The sequence below is a fragment of the Streptomyces ferrugineus genome, from assembly GCF_015160855.1.
In the GTDB taxonomy this organism is placed as follows: Bacteria; Actinomycetota; Actinomycetes; order Streptomycetales; family Streptomycetaceae; genus Streptomyces; species Streptomyces ferrugineus.
In genome coordinates this window covers 1370380-1386139 of record NZ_CP063373.1, presented here as the reverse complement: position 1 = coordinate 1386139, position 15760 = coordinate 1370380, and the positions used below count along the sequence as shown (strand labels likewise).

Here is a 15760-nt window from a genome sequence, read left to right as displayed (position 1 = left end):
GATGACCACCCCACCGGGAGGCTGCCGTGGCGATCGATCATCTGGACGGGCGGATCATCGTGCTGCTGGCGCGCGAGCCGCGGATCGGGGTGCTTGAGATGTCCCGGCGGCTGGGGGTGGCCCGTGGGACCGCGCAGGCGCGCCTCGACCGGCTTCAGTCGAACGGAGTCATCCGCGGATTCGGTCCCGAGGTGGATCCGGCCGCCCTCGGGTATCCGGTCACCGCCTTCGCGACACTGCAGATCCGGCAGGGGCAAGGGGCCGACGTACGGGCCCACTTGGCGACCGTGCCGGAGGTGCTGGAGCTGCACACCACCACCGGCACCGGGGACATGATGTGCCGTCTCGTGGCGCGCTCCAACGCCGATCTCCAGCGTGTGATCGACCGGGTTGTCGGTTTCGATGGGATCGTCCGGGCCTCCACCGCGATCGTGATGGAGAACCCCGTTCCGCTGCGGATCATCCCGCTGGTGGAGCAGGCGGCGGAGGACCCGGAGCCGTAGCCGACCCCGGGTGGTGCGCTAGTGAACTTCTGGGAGTACCTGGGCAACCGCCACCAGCAACTGCTCGCCGACGCCTACCAGCACGCCAGTGCCGTCTTCCAGTGCATGGTGGTGGCGACCCTGCTCGGGGTGCTGATCGGCGTGGTCACCTACCGCAGCGAGTGGGCCGGCAACCTCGCCACGCTGACCACCTCGGGCATCCTTACCATTCCGTCGCTGGCCATGATCGGTCTGCTCATCCCGATCGTCGGGCTTGGCGTGCCGCCCACGGTGATCGCCCTGACGCTGTACGGACTGCTGCCGATCGTGCGCAACTCGATCGTCGGGCTGCGCGGCGTCGACCCGGCCCTGGTGGACGCGGCCCAGGGCATCGGGATGTCCCGGCTCACCCGGCTGCTGAAGGTGGAGCTGCCGCTGGCCTGGCCGCCGATCCTGACCGGGATCCGGGTCTCCACACAGATGCTGATGGGCATCGCGGCCATCGCGGCGTACGCCTCCGGCCCGGGCCTGGGCAATGTGATCTTCCGTGGGCTGGCCTCGCTGGGCAGTTCGAACGCGCTCAACCAGGTCCTCGCGGGCACGCTCGGGATCATCGTCCTGGCCCTGCTGTTCGACGCCGCCTACGTCCTGATCGGACGGCTGACCATCTCCAGGGGGATCCGTGTCTGAGCACACGTCCGAGGACGGGCACCACGGCGCCGCCATCGAGCTGGAGAACCTGAGCAAGCGGTATCCCGGCAGTCCGCAGCCGGCCGTGGACAACGTGAACATGGAGATCAAGGCGGGCGAGGTCGTCATCTTCGTCGGCCCCTCCGGCTGCGGGAAGTCGACCACGCTCAAGATGATCAACCGGCTGATCGAGCCGACCGGTGGCCGGATCCGCATCGGCGGCGAGGACGTCACCGACATCGACCCGGTGAAGCTGCGCCGCAAGGTCGGCTACGCGATCCAGTCGGCCGGTCTGTTCCCGCACATGACGGTCGCGCAGAACATCGCGCTGGTACCGAGGATGATCGGCTGGTCGAAGGCGAAGATCGCGTCGCGGGTCGAGGAACTGCTCGACCTCGTCGGCCTCGACCCCGGGGAGTTCCGCGGCCGGTATCCGCGCCAGCTCTCCGGCGGGCAGCAGCAACGCGTGGGCGTGGCTCGGGCGTTGGCGGCCGATCCGCCCGTGCTGCTGATGGACGAGCCGTTCGGCGCGGTCGACCCGATCACCCGTGACCATCTCCAGGACGAGCTGATCAGGCTGCAGCACGAACTGCACAAGACGATCGTCTTCGTCACCCACGACTTCGACGAGGCGATCAAGCTCGGTGACCGTATCGCGGTGCTGCGCGAGCGCTCGCACATCGCCCAGTTCGACACCCCCGAGGCGATCCTCACCAACCCGGCGGACGACTTCGTGTCCGGGTTCGTGGGTGCCGGGGCGGCGCTGAAGCGGCTGAACCTGACCCGCGTACGGGATGTGGAGATCACCGACTATCCGACGGTGACCGTCGACGACCCGCTCCAGGAGATCTTCAACCGGCTCCGCTCCAGCGGCACGAACGAGATCCTGCTGCTCGACAAGCGGGGCCGGCCGTACAAGTGGCTGCGGCGCGGCGATCTGATGCGGGCCCGGGGTTCGCTGGCCCGGGCCGGGACGCTGGTGTACGACACGGTGACCCGGGACGCCACCCTGCGGGACGCCCTGGAGGCGGTGCTCACCGACAACGCGGGGCGGGCCGTGGTGACCGGGCGGCGCGGTGAGTACACGGGCGTCGTCGACATGGAGACGCTGATGAACTCCGTGCACGAGCTGCTGGAGGCCGACCGGCTGGAGGCGCTGGAGGCCCAGCACGAACTGGAGGGGGCGCGGGCCGGGCTGACGCACGCCGAGCAGGAGGGCCCCGGAGGGGAGAGGAAAGCGTGAGCACTCCCGAGGCCCCGAGGACGTCCCGGGTGCGGGAGCCGGAGGGGGAACCCGAGGCTCCCGGCGCCGCCGAGCCGGCGGAGTCCGCCGAGACCCTCGCCCCCGCCACCGCGAAGCCCCCGGCCCGCAAGCTGAGCTGGCAGCGGCTGACCATCGTGCCCGCGATGCTGGTGGCGATGCTGCTCGCCACCTGGCTGTGGTTCGAGCAGGCCGACCTCGACCCGGTCTCCGAGAACGCGCTGTCGGACGGTCAGGTCTCCCAGGCCCTGTGGGAGCACATCGAGCTCACGGCGATCTCCACCTTCTTCGTGCTGATCATCGCGATCCCGCTGGGCATCCTGCTCACCCGGCGGGCCTTCCGAAAAGCCACCCCCGTGGCCATCGCGATCGCCAACATGGGCCAGGCGACCCCGGCGATCGGCCTGCTCGCCCTGCTGGTGATCTGGCTGGGCATCGGCCGCAAGGCGGCCCTGATCGGCATGATCGCCTACGCCGTGCTGCCCGTGCTGTCCAACACGATGGCCGGCATCAAGGCGAACGACCCGACGCTGCTGGAGGCCGCGCGCGGCATCGGCATGTCCCCGCTGGGGGTGCTGTCGCGGGTGGAGCTGCCGCTGGCGGTGCCGCTGATCCTGGCGGGTGTGCGCACGGCCCTGGTCCTCAACGTCGGGACGGCGACCCTGGCGGTGTTCGGCGGAGGCGGCGGCCTGGGCGTCCTCATCACCGCCGGCATCACCAACCAGCGCATGCCGGTACTGGTCCTGGGCTCGATCCTCACGGTCGCCCTCGCCCTGCTGGTGGACTGGCTGGCGTCGCTGGCGGAAGTGCTGCTGCGGCCACGGGGGCTGGACCTATGAGGCGGCGTACGGTCCTGCTGGCGGCGGGGTTGCTGGTGGCGGCCTCGGGATGCGGTCTGACCAGCGGCTCCCCCATGGTCGACGACGTGGAGCCCGGGACGATCGGGCGGGGCGAGCCGCTGAAGGGCGCCGAGCTGACGGTGACGTCGAAGTCGTTCACCGAGCAGCTCATCCTCGGCGCGATCATGGGCATCGCCTTCGAGGCGGCCGGCGCGGACGTGCTCGACCGCACCGGCATCCAGGGGTCCATCGGCAGCCGGGAGGCGGTCAGGAAGGGCGACGCGGACGCCGCGTACGAGTACACGGGTACGGCCTGGATCACGTATCTGGGCCACAGCGATCCCATCATCGACCCGCACGAGCAGTGGGAGGCGGTGCGCAAGGAGGACGCGCGGAACGGGATGACCTGGCTGCCGCCGTCCACGCTGGACAACACGTACGCGCTGGCGATGAACCAGGAGAACCACAAGAAGTACGGCACGAACAACCTCTCCGAGGTCGCCGCGCTGTCGAAGTCCGACCCCGGCGCGGTGACGCTGTGCGTGGAGGTCGAGTTCGCCAACCGGGCGGACGGGCTGCCCGGCATGCAGAAGGCGTACGGGATGGACATCCCGACGCGCAACATCACCCAGATGGACACCGGCATCATCTACACCCAGGCGGCGAAGGGAAGTTGCACCTACGGCGAGGTCTTCACGACCGACGGCCGCATCAAGTCCATGAACCTCGTGGTCATGGACGACGACAAGCACTTCTTCCCCAACTACAACGCCGCCCCCGTGATCAACACCAAGACCCTGAAGCAGTGGCCTGCCATCCCCGAGATCCTCGACCCGATCACCAAGAAACTGAACAACACGGTCGCGCAGGACCTGAACGCGAAGGTGGACGTGGACGGGGAGGATCCGCATCAGGTGGCGTTGGACTGGCTGAAGGAGGAGGGGTTTGTGAAGTAGGGGCGGGAGGTTACAAAGAACCTGTTGCAAAGAACCCTTTGCATAACTACCTTTGTACGTATGCCGGAACCCCACGACGTACGCAAACTCGACGCGCGCTCGCTGCGCGGACTCGCGCATCCCCTGCGGATGGAGCTGCTCAACGCACTGCGCCGGCACGGGCCCGCCACCGCTTCGATGCTCGCCGAGCGGCTGGGCGAGTCGAGTGGGGCCACGAGCTATCACCTCCGACAGCTCGCCGAGCACGGGTTCATCGAGGACGCCCCGGAGCACGGGAAAGGGCGGGAGCGGTGGTGGCGGGCCGTGGACTCGGGTATCGCCATGGACGAGAACCTGTACCAGAGCCCGGATCCCGCGGTCCGCGGCGCGGCCGATCTGCTGCTGCACGAGCTCGTGAACCAGCACACCCGCGAGCTGTCCGCATGGCTGTCCACCCGCGACCGGTGGTTCCCGCGATGGACGGAACACGCGATGGACATGAGCGACTGGACGCTGCGCCTGACCCCCGAGCGCTCACGTGAACTCATCGGCAGGATGCACGAGTTGCTCCGCGGCTACCGGGCGTTCGAGGCCGCCGAGGACGATCCGGACGCGGAGCAGGTACGCCTCCACACGCACGTCTTCCCCGTCACCACGGACCCGGAGAGGCCCTGATGATCGACCCGGAGACCCACCGCGCGCTCCAGCGCCTGCGTGCCGCCGACCTCCGCGCCCAGGCCGAGGCCCACCGCCTCGCCCGGTCGGCCAAGCGCCCGCAGGATCTCCGCACCCGCCTCGGCTGGACCCTGATCGAGGTCGGCCTGCGCCTCGCCACCCCCAGGCCGCCGGCCTTGGCGCACTAGCAGCTCGGCACCGAGCCCTTCCCCGACCCCAGCGCCTCCAGCGCGCTCACCGCGCCCTTCAGCGTGGTCACCGGCACCAGGCGCAGCCCCTTCGGCAGCTCCGCCTTCGCGTCGCCGCACTCCTCCTTCGGGACCAGGAAGACCGTCGCGCCGTCCCGCTTGGCCGCCTGGGTCTTCAGGGACACGCCGCCGACCGCGCCGACCTTGCCGGCCGGGTCGATCGTGCCCGTGCCGGCGATCACCCGGCCGCCGGTGAGATCGCCGCCGTCGCCGTCGCCGTCGCCGTTGAGCTTGTCGATGATGCCGAGGGAGAAGAGGAGACCGGCGCTGGGGCCGCCCACGTCCGCGAGTTTCAGGGTGACCTTGATGTTCTTGTCGTTCAGGTCGAGGTGGTTCAGCGCGGCCTGGGTCGCGTCGTCCTGGGACTCCTTCATCTGCTCGGTGTTGTACTGCTCGATCTCCCGGGTGCTGCGCCCGCTCGGATAGACCGAGTCACGCGGCATGACCGCCTTGTCAGTGCGGAACCACGAGTCGATCACATCGCCGAGCCGCACGTCCGCGTCGGGCGAGGTCGCCTCGATCGTCGTCATCCGCAGCTCACCGCGGGTCTCCCGGGTCGGCGCACCGGAGACCGTGATCACCGGGTCCCCCCGGTTCTCGCCCAGCACGTCCGCCGTGAGACCGGGCTGCGTCAGCGAGAACGGCAGCGGCGCGAAGGCAGCCGTGGCGAGCAGGGCCACGACGGGCAGGGCGCAGACGGCGACGGCCCGGGGGCGCGTGAGACGAGAGAACACGGAATCAATCTAACGTGGCGACGAGTTCCGGCCAGGCGCAGGTCGGAGCTGCCCAGGGTGCCCCATTCAGGTCACATACAGGTCTCGCCGCTCCTTGCCGAAGCGCCGCAGCGCCTCCGGCAGCGGTCGCACCCCGATCCCCGGCGACCGCGGCACCGGCAGCTGGCCGTCCACCAGCACGAACGGCTCCGTGATGTCCTCGGCGAAGTAGCGGGCGGACGCCGAGGTGTCCCCCGGCAGGGTGAAGCCGGGCAGGGCCGCCAGCGCCAGGTTCGGTGCCCGGCCGATCCCCGTCTCCAGCATGCCGCCGCACCACACCGGTACCCCGTGCGCATGCGCCACGTCGTGCACCCGCCGCGCCTCCAGGTACCCGCCGACCCGCGCGGGCTTGACGTTCACGACCCGGCACGCGTCCATCGCGATCGCGGACGCGGTGTCGGCGGCGCTGTGCAGGGACTCGTCCAGGCAGACCGGCGTCGTGATGCGCTGCTGGAGGCGGGCGTGGGCGTACAGGTTGTTCTCCGCCAACGGCTCCTCGATCAGCAGCAGCCCGAACTCGTCCAGCCGCCGCAGATGCTCGGCGTCCGCGAGCGTGTACGCCGTGTTGGCGTCGACCTGCAGCGCCAGCTCCGCCCCGAACCGCTCGCGCACGGCTCGCACGGGTTCGAGGTCCCAGCCCGGCTCGATCTTCAGCTTGATCCGGACGTAGCCGTCCGCCAGATATCCCTCGACGTCGTCCAGCAACTCGGCGAGCGTCCGCCTGATGCCCACCGACACCCCGGCCGGCACCCGCTCCCGCACCGCCCCGAGATAGGTGGCCAGCGGCATCCCGTACGACCGCAGCTCCGCGTCCAGCACCGCCGTCTCCAGCGCCGCCTTCGCCAGCTCGTGCCCCTTGACCTTCGCCATCGCCGGCGCGAGGCGGGCCGTGTCGAGGACGGGGAGCGCGGCGACCCGCGGCAGCAGGAAGTCGCGCAGCACGGTCTCCGCGCCGGCCACGAACTCGGAGCAGTACAGCGGCTCGGGGTCGGCCGCGAACTCCGACCAGCCCTCGGCCGAGTCGGTGACCACCCGCAGCAGGAAGGTGTCCTTCGTCGTCATCGTGCCGAAGGACGTACGGAACGGGCTGACCAGCGGGATCGCCACATGGACGAGCTCGGCACGTTCGAGTTTCACGCGGTGGCCTCCCGGCGGGTGAGCGTGTACCAACCGTCCCGGGACATACCCGTCGCGACGAAGCCGTCGGCGAAGGCCTTCGTGAACACCTCCCGCACGGCCCGCCGCCAGGCCAGCGCCAGCTCGGGATCGGCGGCCCGCAGCGCCACGATGTCGTCCGGGACGCGGCACCAGACGTACCGGTCGGCCGGGTCCCGGCGGGCGAGGGGCCCGCCGTCCGGCGCGGTGTGGGTGGCGGGCGCGGCCTCCCGCGAGACGGTGTCCCCGGCGCCGTACGACTGTCCCGGCGCCAGCAGGTCCCAGGTCACCGCCAGCCGGTCGGTCTCGTCGCCGTCGTTCACGCCGTCCGCCATGGGGCCGTAGAAGTCGACGAGGTACTCGGTGCCCTCGGCGCCCAGTTTGACGAAGTTGAACCGGGCGTTGCGCCCGACCAGCGGATCGAAGGTCCAGCGCATGGTGCGCGCCCCGAACTCCACCGCCCAGGCCCGCTGCGCCTGCTTCACCCGCGCCCCGAGCCCCCGGTCGGCGGCGGCCAGCACCGAGTACGTCGACTTCGACGCGGGCGGCCCGAACACGGCGACGCAGCCACCGGCGAGCCGTTCCCCGTCGTACGCGGCGTGCACGGCCCCGCCCGCGTGCGCGATGCTGTGCAGCGTCTCGGGCAGTAAGGGCGGTGCCGTGCGGGGGGTCTGCCATACGTCGCTGAAGTAGTCGGCGACCGCGGCGAACCCGGCTACGTCGTGGACGGTGCGGATGCTGAGTGAGGTCATGGGTCGAGTGTCGGAGGTGGCACGGGCCCTGCCTAGAGCGCGTCCACCCGGTCAGCGCAGGGCTTCGGCGACCTCCTTGGCCGCGTCCATCACCCGCGCCCCCACCCGCTCCGGCACGGAGTCGGACAGCATCACCACACCCACGCTGCCCTCGACACCGGTCACCCCGAGCAGCGGCGCGGCGGCTCCGCTCGCTCCCGCCTCCAGTTCGCCGTGGGTCAGGGTGTACCCGGGGTCCTCCAACGGCTGCTGCCGGGCGGCGAGTATCGCGCGGCCCGCGGCACCGCGGTCCAGGGGGTGCCGGAAACCGGCCCGATAGGCCACGTGGTAGTCGGTCCAGGTCGGCTCGACGACGGCGACGGCCAGCGCCTCGGTGCCGTCCACCAGCGTCAGATGGGCCGTCGCCCCTATGTCCTCGGCGAGCGAGCGCAGCGCGGGCAGCGCGGCCTCGCGCACCAGTGGATGCACCTGTCGGCCCAGTCGCAGCACCCCGAGCCCGACCCGGGCGCGGCCGCCCAGGTCACGGCGTACGAGTGCGTGTTGTTCGAGCGTGGCGAGCAGCCGGTACACGACGGTCCGGTTCACGCCCAGTTTGTTGGAAAGCTCGGTGACGGTCAGTCCGTGGTCCGTGTCGGCCAGCAGCTTGAGGACGCGCAGTCCCCTGTCGAGCGTCTGAGAGGTCTCCGCGGTCACGACGCCCACTCCTTAGTGGTGAGGTCGGCGCCCTCATCGCGGCGGGTGCGTCGCCGAGTCCCGTTCGGCGACGCGCTTCAGAGGCCGCCGATCGGTCTGCGGTCCGGCGTTCCGGACCGCGTCGCTTCACGGCTGCGCTCCGCGGCGGCGCTGCCACGGGGCGTGTGCGTAGGCGGACATTAGCGAAGCAGGTTCGCTGAGCGGAAGGCTCCGTCCAGAATCCGGGCATGGGACGGTACGGACCACTCCCGTTTGTGGGGATACGTACGGCGCGCGGACGGGGCTCAGCGCCCCGTCACCTCATCCGCGTGGCCCACTCCTGCACCTTGGCGATCCGCTGCCGGAGCTGCCCCGCCGTCGCCTCCGCGCTCGGCGGCCCGCCGCACACCCGCCGCAGCTCGGTGTGGATCACACCGTGCGGCTTGCCGCTCTGATGGACGTAGGCCCCGACCATCGTGTTGAGCTGCTTGCGCAGCTCCATCATCTCCTTGTGCGAGACGACGGGCCGCCGCTCGGCGGGCAGCTCCAGCAGGTCGGCCTCGGCGTCCGGCTTCTTGCGGCTGTGCGCGATCTGCCGCGCCTGCCGCTTCTGGAGCAGGAGTTGGACCTGGTCGGGCTCCAGCAGCCCGGGAATGCCGAGGTAGTCCTGCTCCTCCTCGCTCCCCGGGTGGGCCTGCATGCCGAACTCGGCGCCGTCGTAGAGGACCCGGTCGAAGACGGCGTCGGACTCCAGCGCCTCGAAGGGCAGCATGTCCTGCTCGCCGGTGTCCTCGTCCTGCTGCTTCTCGGCCTCCTGGAGGAGCTTCTCCTCCTCGGCGTACGGGTCCTCCTCGCCCTCCTTCTTCGGCTTGTCGAGGGCGTGGTCGCGCTCGACCTCCATCTCGTTGGCGAAGGTGAGCAGATCGGGGATGGTCGGCAGGAAGACGGAGGCCGTCTCACCGCGCCGCCGGGACCGTACGAAACGGCCGACGGCCTGCGCGAAGAACAGCGGTGTGGAGATGGTGGTGGCGTACACCCCGACGGCGAGCCGGGGCACGTCGACGCCCTCGGACACCATCCGCACGGCGACCATCCACCGGTCGTGGTTGTTGCTGAACTCGTCGATCCGGTCGGAGGCGCCGGCGTCGTCGGACAGCACGAGGGTCGCCTTGTCGCCGGTGATCTCACGGATCAGCTTGGCGTAGGCGCGGGCGGAGTCCTGGTCGGAGGCAATGACGAGGGCGCCGGCGTCCGGGATGGCCTTCCTGACCTCGGTCAGCCGCTGGTCGGCGGCGCGCAGCACGCTGGGCATCCACTCGCCGCGCGGATCGAGGGCGGTACGCCAGGCCTGGCTGACGGCGTCCTTGGTCATCGGCTCGCCGAGCCGGGCGGCGATCTCGTCCCCCGCCTTGGTGCGCCAGCGCATGTTGCCGCTGTAGGAGAGGAAGATGACGGGCCGCACGACGCCGTCGGTGAGGGCGGAGCCGTAGCCGTAGGTGTAGTCGGCGGCGGACCGCCGGATGCCGGCGTTGTCCTCCTCGTAGGTGACGAAGGGGATGGGGTTGGTGTCGGACCGGAACGGCGTACCGGTGAGCGCGAGCCGTCGCGTGGCGGGTTCGAATGCCTCCAGGCAGGCCTCGCCCCACGACTTGGAGTCACCGGCGTGGTGGATCTCGTCGAGGATGACGAGCGTCTTGCGCTGCTCGACCCGGTTGCGGTGCAGCATGGGCCGTACGCCGACACCCGCGTAGGTCACGGCGACGCCGTGGTACTCCTTGCCGAGCGGTCCGGCGCTGTACTCGGGGTCGAGCTTGATGCCGATGCGCGCGGCCGCCTCCGCCCACTGCTTCTTCAGATGCTCGGTCGGCGCGACCACGGTGACCTGCTGCACGACATGGTGGTGCAGCAGCCAGGAGGCCAGCGTCAGGGCGAACGTCGTCTTCCCGGCGCCGGGCGTGGCGACCGCGAGGAAGTCACGCGGCTGCTCCTGGATGTACTTCTCCATCGCGCCCTGCTGCCAGGCACGCAGCTTGCTGGCGGTGCCCCAGGGGGCGCGGCCGGGGAAGGCGGGGGAAAGGTGGTGTGAGGAGGAGGCGGCGGTGGTAGTCACGGTCTCCGTACGGGGGTCGGGCGGCTCGGCTGGGTATGACAACCGGGCCACCCTACCGGCGGGGCGGGGACGCCAACGGGCGGACTGTGCCGAGTCACCCGGGGATGGGACTGACGTCACATCCGTTACTCGGCGAGTTCTCGCAGCGCCGCGGCGATGGATGGGACTTCCTCCAGATCACCGGCGGCGACCGCGGTGACGAGGCGCTCGGCGGCATCGATGTCAGAGCGCAAGTGCACGTCGTTCAACGCCAGGAACACGACGCAGGACACCCATGCCGTGCGCCTGTTCCCATCAACGAAGGCGCGGTTGAACGCCAGGGATTGCAGAAGAGCCGCCGCCTTCTGGAAAAGGTCGTTGTACACCTCCTCCGCGAACGGCGCAGCCGACGGGCGGTGTGCGGAGGCCCCGAGCAGACCTGCATCGCGTACAACAACGTCTTCTCCGACGGCGTGCCGGGCGATCCCCGCGACGTCCTCGGCCGACAGATAGACGCAGGTCACTTGAGCCGCTCCAACAGCTCAGCCCACTTGGCGGTCTGACCTTTGGCAGCCTCGCGGACCAAGGTCTCGTGAGCCGACCGGGCCAGATACTCGTCGACCGCCCTCAGCACAATGGCATGCATGCTGACGCCCTCCTCCTGGGCGCGCAGTTTCAGGGCTTGCGTCTGGTCCGCGCGGAGACGCAGGTTCATAGCCATACCAAATTGGTACCACATGGTGTTGCCGACTTGGCGCCGATCACGACTGCGGGGCCCGCAACCGCGTAGTCACCCAGGCCCCCACCAACGCCACCCCCGCCATCGGCAGGAACACCGCCGCGAACGCCGCCGGATGCGAGCTGGACGCCGCCGTGGCCGCATGGCTCACCGTGCCGCCGCCCAGGGCCACGAACGCCGCACCACCCGCAGCCAGCAGCACGACGTTGGAGAGCGCGTCGGAGATCTGCAGGGCGGCCGAGTTGGTCCCGGCCTCCTCGGGCGCGGAGAGTTTGAGCAGCAGCACACTGGCGGACGAGATCACCAGCCCCATCCCGAAGCAGCCGAACGCCCACGCCACGGCAACGGTCCACACCGGCACGGAGTCGATCAGCACGCTCGGCGCGGCAGCGATGGAGGCCGCCACCAGCACCATCCCCACCGTCATCAACCGCCCCCGATACGGCTCCAACCGCGCCCGCGACTGCACCCACGACCCGAACGCCCACGTCACGCCCCCCGCCGCGAGCGAGAACCCGGCGAGCGTCGGCGACAGCCCCCGCTGGGTGACCAGCATCAGCGGCACGAAGGACTCGGCCGCGATGAACGACCCCGCGGCGATACCGCGCAACAGCACCACGGACGGCAGCCCCCGCGCCGCCCGGTACGTCCCGCGCGGCAGCAGGCCGAGCACGGCCGGCACGAGAAGCGCGGCGCCCACGGCACCGGGGACGAGGGAGAACCACCGCAGATCCTGGGCGGCGTACTGAAGGAGCCCCGCGCCGAGGGAGATACCGAGGGCGAGCCGGATACGCCGCCGGTCGAAGGACGCGTTCCCGGCCGAGTCGTCGACCGGCCCACCCGCCCGGCGCCGTACGTGCGGCAGCGCGAGCGCGAGCGGGAAGACGACCAGCACCGGAATCCCGACGAACACCCAGCGCCAGCCCAGGTGTTCGGTCACCGCACCGGAGGCCAGCGGCCCCACGATCGACGGCACGACCCAGCTCGCCGAGAACGCCGCCATGATCGACGGCCGCAACCGCTCCGGGTAGGCCCGCCCCACGACGACGTAGAGCGCGACGATCACCAGCCCGCCCCCGAGCCCCTGCACGGCCCGCCCGAGAATGAACACCCACATGGCCCCCGCGGTCCCGGCCAGCAACAGCCCGGCCCCGAAGGCCGCGATCCCGGCCGTGAGCGCGCCGAGCGGCCCCCGCCGGTCCGACCACTGCCCCGAGAGCACCATCCCGAACAGGCTGGTGGTGAAGTACCCCGAGAACGCGAACGCGTACAGCGACACCCCGTCCAGCTCCCGCGCCGCGACGGGCATGGCCGTCCCCACGGCCGTCGCCTCGAAGGCGATGAGCAGCACGACGGAGACGATCCCGATGCTGAGCGCCCGATACGACCGTCCCAGCACGCCCTCCTCGGCCGCGGGGACGGGGGGCACACCGGATGTCTTCGCGACATCGGCGTCGCGCGGCTCAAGGGCAGTCATGGTCGCCAGCGTAAGGGCCACAACAGGGTTTGACCCCTGTCGGGAGACGGCCGCGCGATGGGACCTTGGTCTTACGACCCACAGGGTTCATGAACGGGGTGTGGCAGTCGCGTTACAGCCCCGACGATTGCCTTGAGCCCGCCCCGGACCTGCCCATACGGTCGAACCACCGACCAAGACCGTGTACCCGAGTGGTTCAGGGACTCGCCTGCAAAGCGAGTTACGCGGGTTCGAATCCCGTCGCGGTCTCTCCTCCCCCTTCCTATCTCCTCCCCTTCTCCTCAAACAGAGGCGCAACCCCCGGCGTCCTCCAGGTGTCCAGGACATGACTGCACGGCAACGCTCCGGTCGCCGTGCTTCCTGTTCCGACGAGGAGACCCATCCGTGCGTCAACGCATCCGCCCCTCACACCTCCGTAAGTCGGCGGCCTTAGTGGCCGCCTCCGCGATCGTCGCGGCCGTTCCCGTGGCCGCCGCCTCCTCCGCAGCCGCCGAGGAGGGCGAGCCCTCCCTGGTGATCTCGAGCCTGCCGAGTGCGTCGCCCAAGCCCGGCGAGGTGTACGACGAGAACGTCGTCATCACCAACAACGGCACCGCGGCCGCGGACGGCGTCACCTTCCGGATCCGGCTGACCCGGGGGCTCGACTTCCCGGAGACCGTCGAGGGCTGCACCTACTCGACCGTCGAGGACCAGGTCAGGCAGGCTCTGTGCGAGCTCGACACCGTCGTCGAACCCGGCGCCTCCGTCGAGACGCCCGTGCGCTTCGGGGCGCAGCCCCACGCGCTGATGGAGGCCGTCGAGTACGGCACCTCGGCCACCGGCGAGGCCCCGGGCGAGGGCTTCGACGACAGCTACCGGCGGCTGACGCTGACCGCCGACAGCTCGGCCGACCTCGTCGCCGTCGGTGCGGACACCGAGGCGCTCGCGGGCGGGAGGGAGTCCGTGACGGTGCGGCTCCGCAACGACGGGCCCGGCTGGATCCAGAACCAGGAGAGCGACGACCAGACGGCACTCATGGTGCGGATACCGCAGGACACGGTCGCCTCCGAAGTGCCGCAGGAGTGCGCGCCGTTCGGCGTCGACGGCCCGTCCGGACCCGGGGGTACGCCGGGCAGGTCCAAGTACGTCTGCTGGCCCGCCGACCACACCATCGACGTCGGCGAGTCCCTGTCCTTCACCTTCATGCTGGACATCGACGACGACGCGACCACCACCACCGGCGAGGTGAAGGCGACCTCGGTCTACGACATCCGCCCGGAGTTCGACAAGAACCCCGCCAACGACAAGGCCCGGATCCGCATCACGATCCCCACCGACGACGAAGCCGGCCCCACCCCCTCCGGCGACTCCTCCACCGGCGGCGACGGGAACGACCCCGTGGGCCAGTCCACCGGCGGGACCGGCGGGATGACCGGGACGGGCGGCACCGGCAGCACGGGCGGCACCGGGGACGCGACCGGTACGGGCGGTGCGGGCGGCACCGGCTCCACCACCGGCTCCGTCAACGGCAACCTCGCCGGCACCGGCTCCGACGGCACCCCCCTGATCGCCGGTGCCGCAGCCGCCACGGCAGCCCTCGGCGGTGGTCTGGTCCTGGCCGTACGTCGTCGCCGCGCGGCCGCCAAGTCCTCCTGACGGCCGGGCGTCACCGCCGGCCTTCGACCAATTCCAGGGCCCCGCACGCCTCGTCCTGGAACACCTCCGTCCAGTAGTGCCGGCCGTCCACGCCCGCCAGGATTCCGGTCGGGTCGACCGTCGACAGGACCTGGAGCATCGTCATGGCCAGCTGGTCGTAGGCGTCGGTCGTCAGCGCGTGGCCCGACTCCTCGTCGATCGTCTGCTCGCGGTGCAGCAGCCAGAGCGTGAAGGCGAGGGTCGAGATGTCGGTGTTCAGCGGGAACAGGCGCGCCTCGGACTCGTTCCAGTTCAGGACCGCTCCCGTCGAGCCGTCTACGACCAGGCTGTGGTCCTCGACGAGATGCCCCAGGCGTATCAAGTGGTCGGCCCGGGCGGGGAGTTCGGCCGAGGGGTCGACCTCGGCGTAGTACTCGGCCAGCGTCGGCAGCGACATGTCGGTGTCGAGGCAGAACAGGAAGCCGTCCTCCGGCAGGCCCACCTCGCGCAGGAAGCGGCGGGTCGGCTCGTGCGTGAGTGTGCCGGGGAAGTCGACGTCCTCGAAGCGCACCATCCTGCGGCGGCCGAACTCCTCGTCCAGGAGGCGCGGCGGCAGGTCCAGGGCCAGCCCCGACGCGCCGGCCCGGCCCGCGACGAGCGCCAGCGGCCGGATCAGCGCCGCCATCCGCCAGAACGGCGCCGGTTGGCCGGCCGTGCCCTCCTCGAACACGGCCAGCAGCTGCCGCGACGCCTCCGCGACCGCCTTGGGGCCGTAGCAGCCGACGTACGAGGCGAACTGGCCGCGCAGCCCCGCCAGTTCGTCCGTGGCCTCGGCGAAGCGGACCAGGGTGTGCAGCGACGGCGCCAGGGGGCGGCGGTCCATCAGGTCGGGGCGGTCGTGCAGGAAGTGTGTCGTCGAGATCTCCCCCGTCGCGCCGTCCAGCAGGACCGACTCCGTCTCCAGGCCGCCGGGACCCAGCAGTCCGCCTATCACGAGCTGGTCCCGCAGCTCCGCCGCCAGGCGGTCGTTTGGATCGCCCGTCGAGTCCGCCACCGTCCGCAGCCCCTCCCGGCCGAGCCCGGCGAAGCTCAGCACACCGCTGTCGCCGGGCAGTCCGGGTCCCGTCAGCCAGCGGCGCGTCGACGCGTGCGTCACGTGCGGACCCAGGTCCGACTCCGTCAGGACGATCGCCGTGTCACCGGCGTGGGTCGTGGTCATCGTGCTCATGGCTCCCCCGCATGCGCTTTCTCACCGCCCCCGGGCACGACACGGCCGATCGACCCGCCGGACCCGGCTGCCGTTCCCACTGACCAGAACACTACGCGCCACCACTGACAACGCCCCGGACCAGCACGTCC

Annotated in this window: 17 protein-coding genes and 1 tRNA gene; 9 read left to right on the top strand and 9 right to left on the bottom strand. The window is 70.8% G+C overall.

Annotated elements, in window-relative coordinates; translation table 11 throughout:
- Positions 1 to 26 precede the first annotated feature (26 nt).
- The 7 genes from IM697_RS06445 to IM697_RS06415 are packed head-to-tail and all read left to right on the top strand — an operon-like array spanning position 27 to position 5070.
- Positions 27 to 503, top strand: a complete 477-nt coding sequence (locus IM697_RS06445; protein WP_194045537.1) for an Lrp/AsnC family transcriptional regulator — start codon at positions 27 to 29, stop codon at positions 501 to 503.
- A gap of 21 nt (positions 504 to 524) precedes the next feature.
- On the top strand, positions 525 to 1172 hold the full coding sequence (locus tag IM697_RS06440) for an ABC transporter permease (RefSeq protein ID WP_194045535.1): 648 nt from the start codon (positions 525 to 527) through the stop codon (positions 1170 to 1172).
- The gene (locus tag IM697_RS06435; protein ID WP_194045533.1) at positions 1165 to 2415 is read left to right on the top strand and encodes a betaine/proline/choline family ABC transporter ATP-binding protein; all 1251 of its coding nucleotides are present in this window, start codon (positions 1165 to 1167) and stop codon (positions 2413 to 2415) included. The genes IM697_RS06440 and IM697_RS06435 overlap by 8 nt, the downstream gene beginning before the upstream one ends.
- A 29-nt stretch (positions 2416 to 2444) precedes the next feature.
- Positions 2445 to 3272, top strand: coding sequence for an ABC transporter permease (locus IM697_RS06430; protein ID WP_407699648.1), 828 nt, complete (start codon positions 2445 to 2447; stop codon positions 3270 to 3272).
- Complete coding sequence (locus tag IM697_RS06425; RefSeq protein WP_194045529.1) at positions 3269 to 4228, top strand: glycine betaine ABC transporter substrate-binding protein; 960 nt, start codon at positions 3269 to 3271, stop codon at positions 4226 to 4228. Before IM697_RS06430 ends, IM697_RS06425 begins: the two co-directional genes overlap by 4 nt.
- 60 nt (positions 4229 to 4288) lie before the next feature.
- A complete protein-coding gene (locus IM697_RS06420) occupies positions 4289 to 4882 on the top strand; it encodes an ArsR/SmtB family transcription factor (RefSeq protein WP_194045527.1) in 594 nt (197 codons plus the stop codon).
- 2 nt (positions 4883 to 4884) lie between these two features.
- Positions 4885 to 5070 (top strand): hypothetical protein, encoded by a 186-nt coding sequence (locus tag IM697_RS06415; protein ID WP_194049613.1) that lies wholly within the window; start codon positions 4885 to 4887, stop codon positions 5068 to 5070.
- On the opposite strand, the gene IM697_RS06410 is transcribed toward IM697_RS06415, so the two are convergent.
- From IM697_RS06410 to IM697_RS06375, 8 genes are all read right to left on the bottom strand, one after another.
- Positions 5067 to 5864 (bottom strand): S16 family serine protease, encoded by a 798-nt coding sequence (locus IM697_RS06410; protein WP_194045525.1) that lies wholly within the window; start codon positions 5862 to 5864, stop codon positions 5067 to 5069. The two genes, IM697_RS06415 and IM697_RS06410, sit on opposite strands and share 4 nt — an antisense overlap.
- A gap of 66 nt (positions 5865 to 5930) precedes the next feature.
- Complete coding sequence (gene menC, locus IM697_RS06405; RefSeq protein ID WP_194045523.1) at positions 5931 to 7040, bottom strand: o-succinylbenzoate synthase; 1110 nt, start codon at positions 7038 to 7040, stop codon at positions 5931 to 5933.
- Positions 7037 to 7810 carry a chorismate synthase gene (locus tag IM697_RS06400; protein ID WP_194045521.1) on the bottom strand — a complete coding sequence of 258 codons (774 nt, stop codon included), beginning with the start codon at positions 7808 to 7810 and terminating at the stop codon, positions 7037 to 7039. The genes menC and IM697_RS06400 overlap by 4 nt, the downstream gene beginning before the upstream one ends.
- 51 nt (positions 7811 to 7861) lie before the next feature.
- A complete protein-coding gene (locus tag IM697_RS06395) occupies positions 7862 to 8503 on the bottom strand; it encodes an IclR family transcriptional regulator (RefSeq protein WP_194045519.1) in 642 nt (213 codons plus the stop codon).
- A 295-nt stretch (positions 8504 to 8798) separates the two neighbouring features.
- Entirely contained in the window at positions 8799 to 10592 is a 1794-nt protein-coding gene (locus tag IM697_RS06390) for a DEAD/DEAH box helicase (protein ID WP_194045517.1), read from the bottom strand.
- 125 nt (positions 10593 to 10717) lie between these two features.
- On the bottom strand, positions 10718 to 11095 hold the full coding sequence (locus tag IM697_RS06385) for a type II toxin-antitoxin system death-on-curing family toxin (protein WP_194045515.1): 378 nt from the start codon (positions 11093 to 11095) through the stop codon (positions 10718 to 10720).
- A complete protein-coding gene (locus IM697_RS06380; RefSeq protein WP_194045513.1) occupies positions 11092 to 11292 on the bottom strand; it encodes a CopG family transcriptional regulator in 201 nt (66 codons plus the stop codon). The genes IM697_RS06385 and IM697_RS06380 overlap by 4 nt, the downstream gene beginning before the upstream one ends.
- Before the next feature lie 40 nt (positions 11293 to 11332).
- Positions 11333 to 12787 carry an MFS transporter gene (locus IM697_RS06375; RefSeq protein WP_194045512.1) on the bottom strand — a complete coding sequence of 485 codons (1455 nt, stop codon included), beginning with the start codon at positions 12785 to 12787 and terminating at the stop codon, positions 11333 to 11335.
- 177 nt (positions 12788 to 12964) lie between these two features.
- On the opposite strand from IM697_RS06375, the gene IM697_RS06370 reads away from it, so the two are divergent.
- A tRNA-Cys gene (locus tag IM697_RS06370) sits at positions 12965 to 13036 on the top strand.
- A gap of 135 nt (positions 13037 to 13171) precedes the next feature.
- Complete coding sequence (locus tag IM697_RS06365; RefSeq protein ID WP_194045511.1) at positions 13172 to 14422, top strand: COG1361 family protein; 1251 nt, start codon at positions 13172 to 13174, stop codon at positions 14420 to 14422.
- 10 nt (positions 14423 to 14432) lie between these two features.
- On the opposite strand, the gene IM697_RS06360 is transcribed toward IM697_RS06365, so the two are convergent.
- Complete coding sequence (locus tag IM697_RS06360) at positions 14433 to 15629, bottom strand: SUKH-4 family immunity protein (protein ID WP_194045510.1); 1197 nt, start codon at positions 15627 to 15629, stop codon at positions 14433 to 14435.
- Positions 15630 to 15760: the final 131 nt, after the last annotated feature.

What these genes read in the sequence shown, in the direction of transcription:
- IM697_RS06425 (WP_194045529.1), top strand. Translation starts at nt 3,269, where the DNA reads ATGAGGCGGCGTACGGTCCTGCTGGCGGCGGGGTTGCTGGTGGCGGCC.
- IM697_RS06420 (WP_194045527.1), top strand. Translation starts at nt 4,289, where the DNA reads ATGCCGGAACCCCACGACGTACGCAAACTCGACGCGCGCTCGCTGCGC.
- IM697_RS06400 (WP_194045521.1), bottom strand. Translation starts at nt 7,810, where the DNA reads ATGACCTCACTCAGCATCCGCACCGTCCACGACGTAGCCGGGTTCGCC.
- IM697_RS06380 (WP_194045513.1), bottom strand. Translation starts at nt 11,292, where the DNA reads ATGGCTATGAACCTGCGTCTCCGCGCGGACCAGACGCAAGCCCTGAAA.
- IM697_RS06375 (WP_194045512.1), bottom strand. Translation starts at nt 12,787, where the DNA reads ATGACTGCCCTTGAGCCGCGCGACGCCGATGTCGCGAAGACATCCGGT.
- IM697_RS06360 (WP_194045510.1), bottom strand. Translation starts at nt 15,629, where the DNA reads ATGAGCACGATGACCACGACCCACGCCGGTGACACGGCGATCGTCCTG.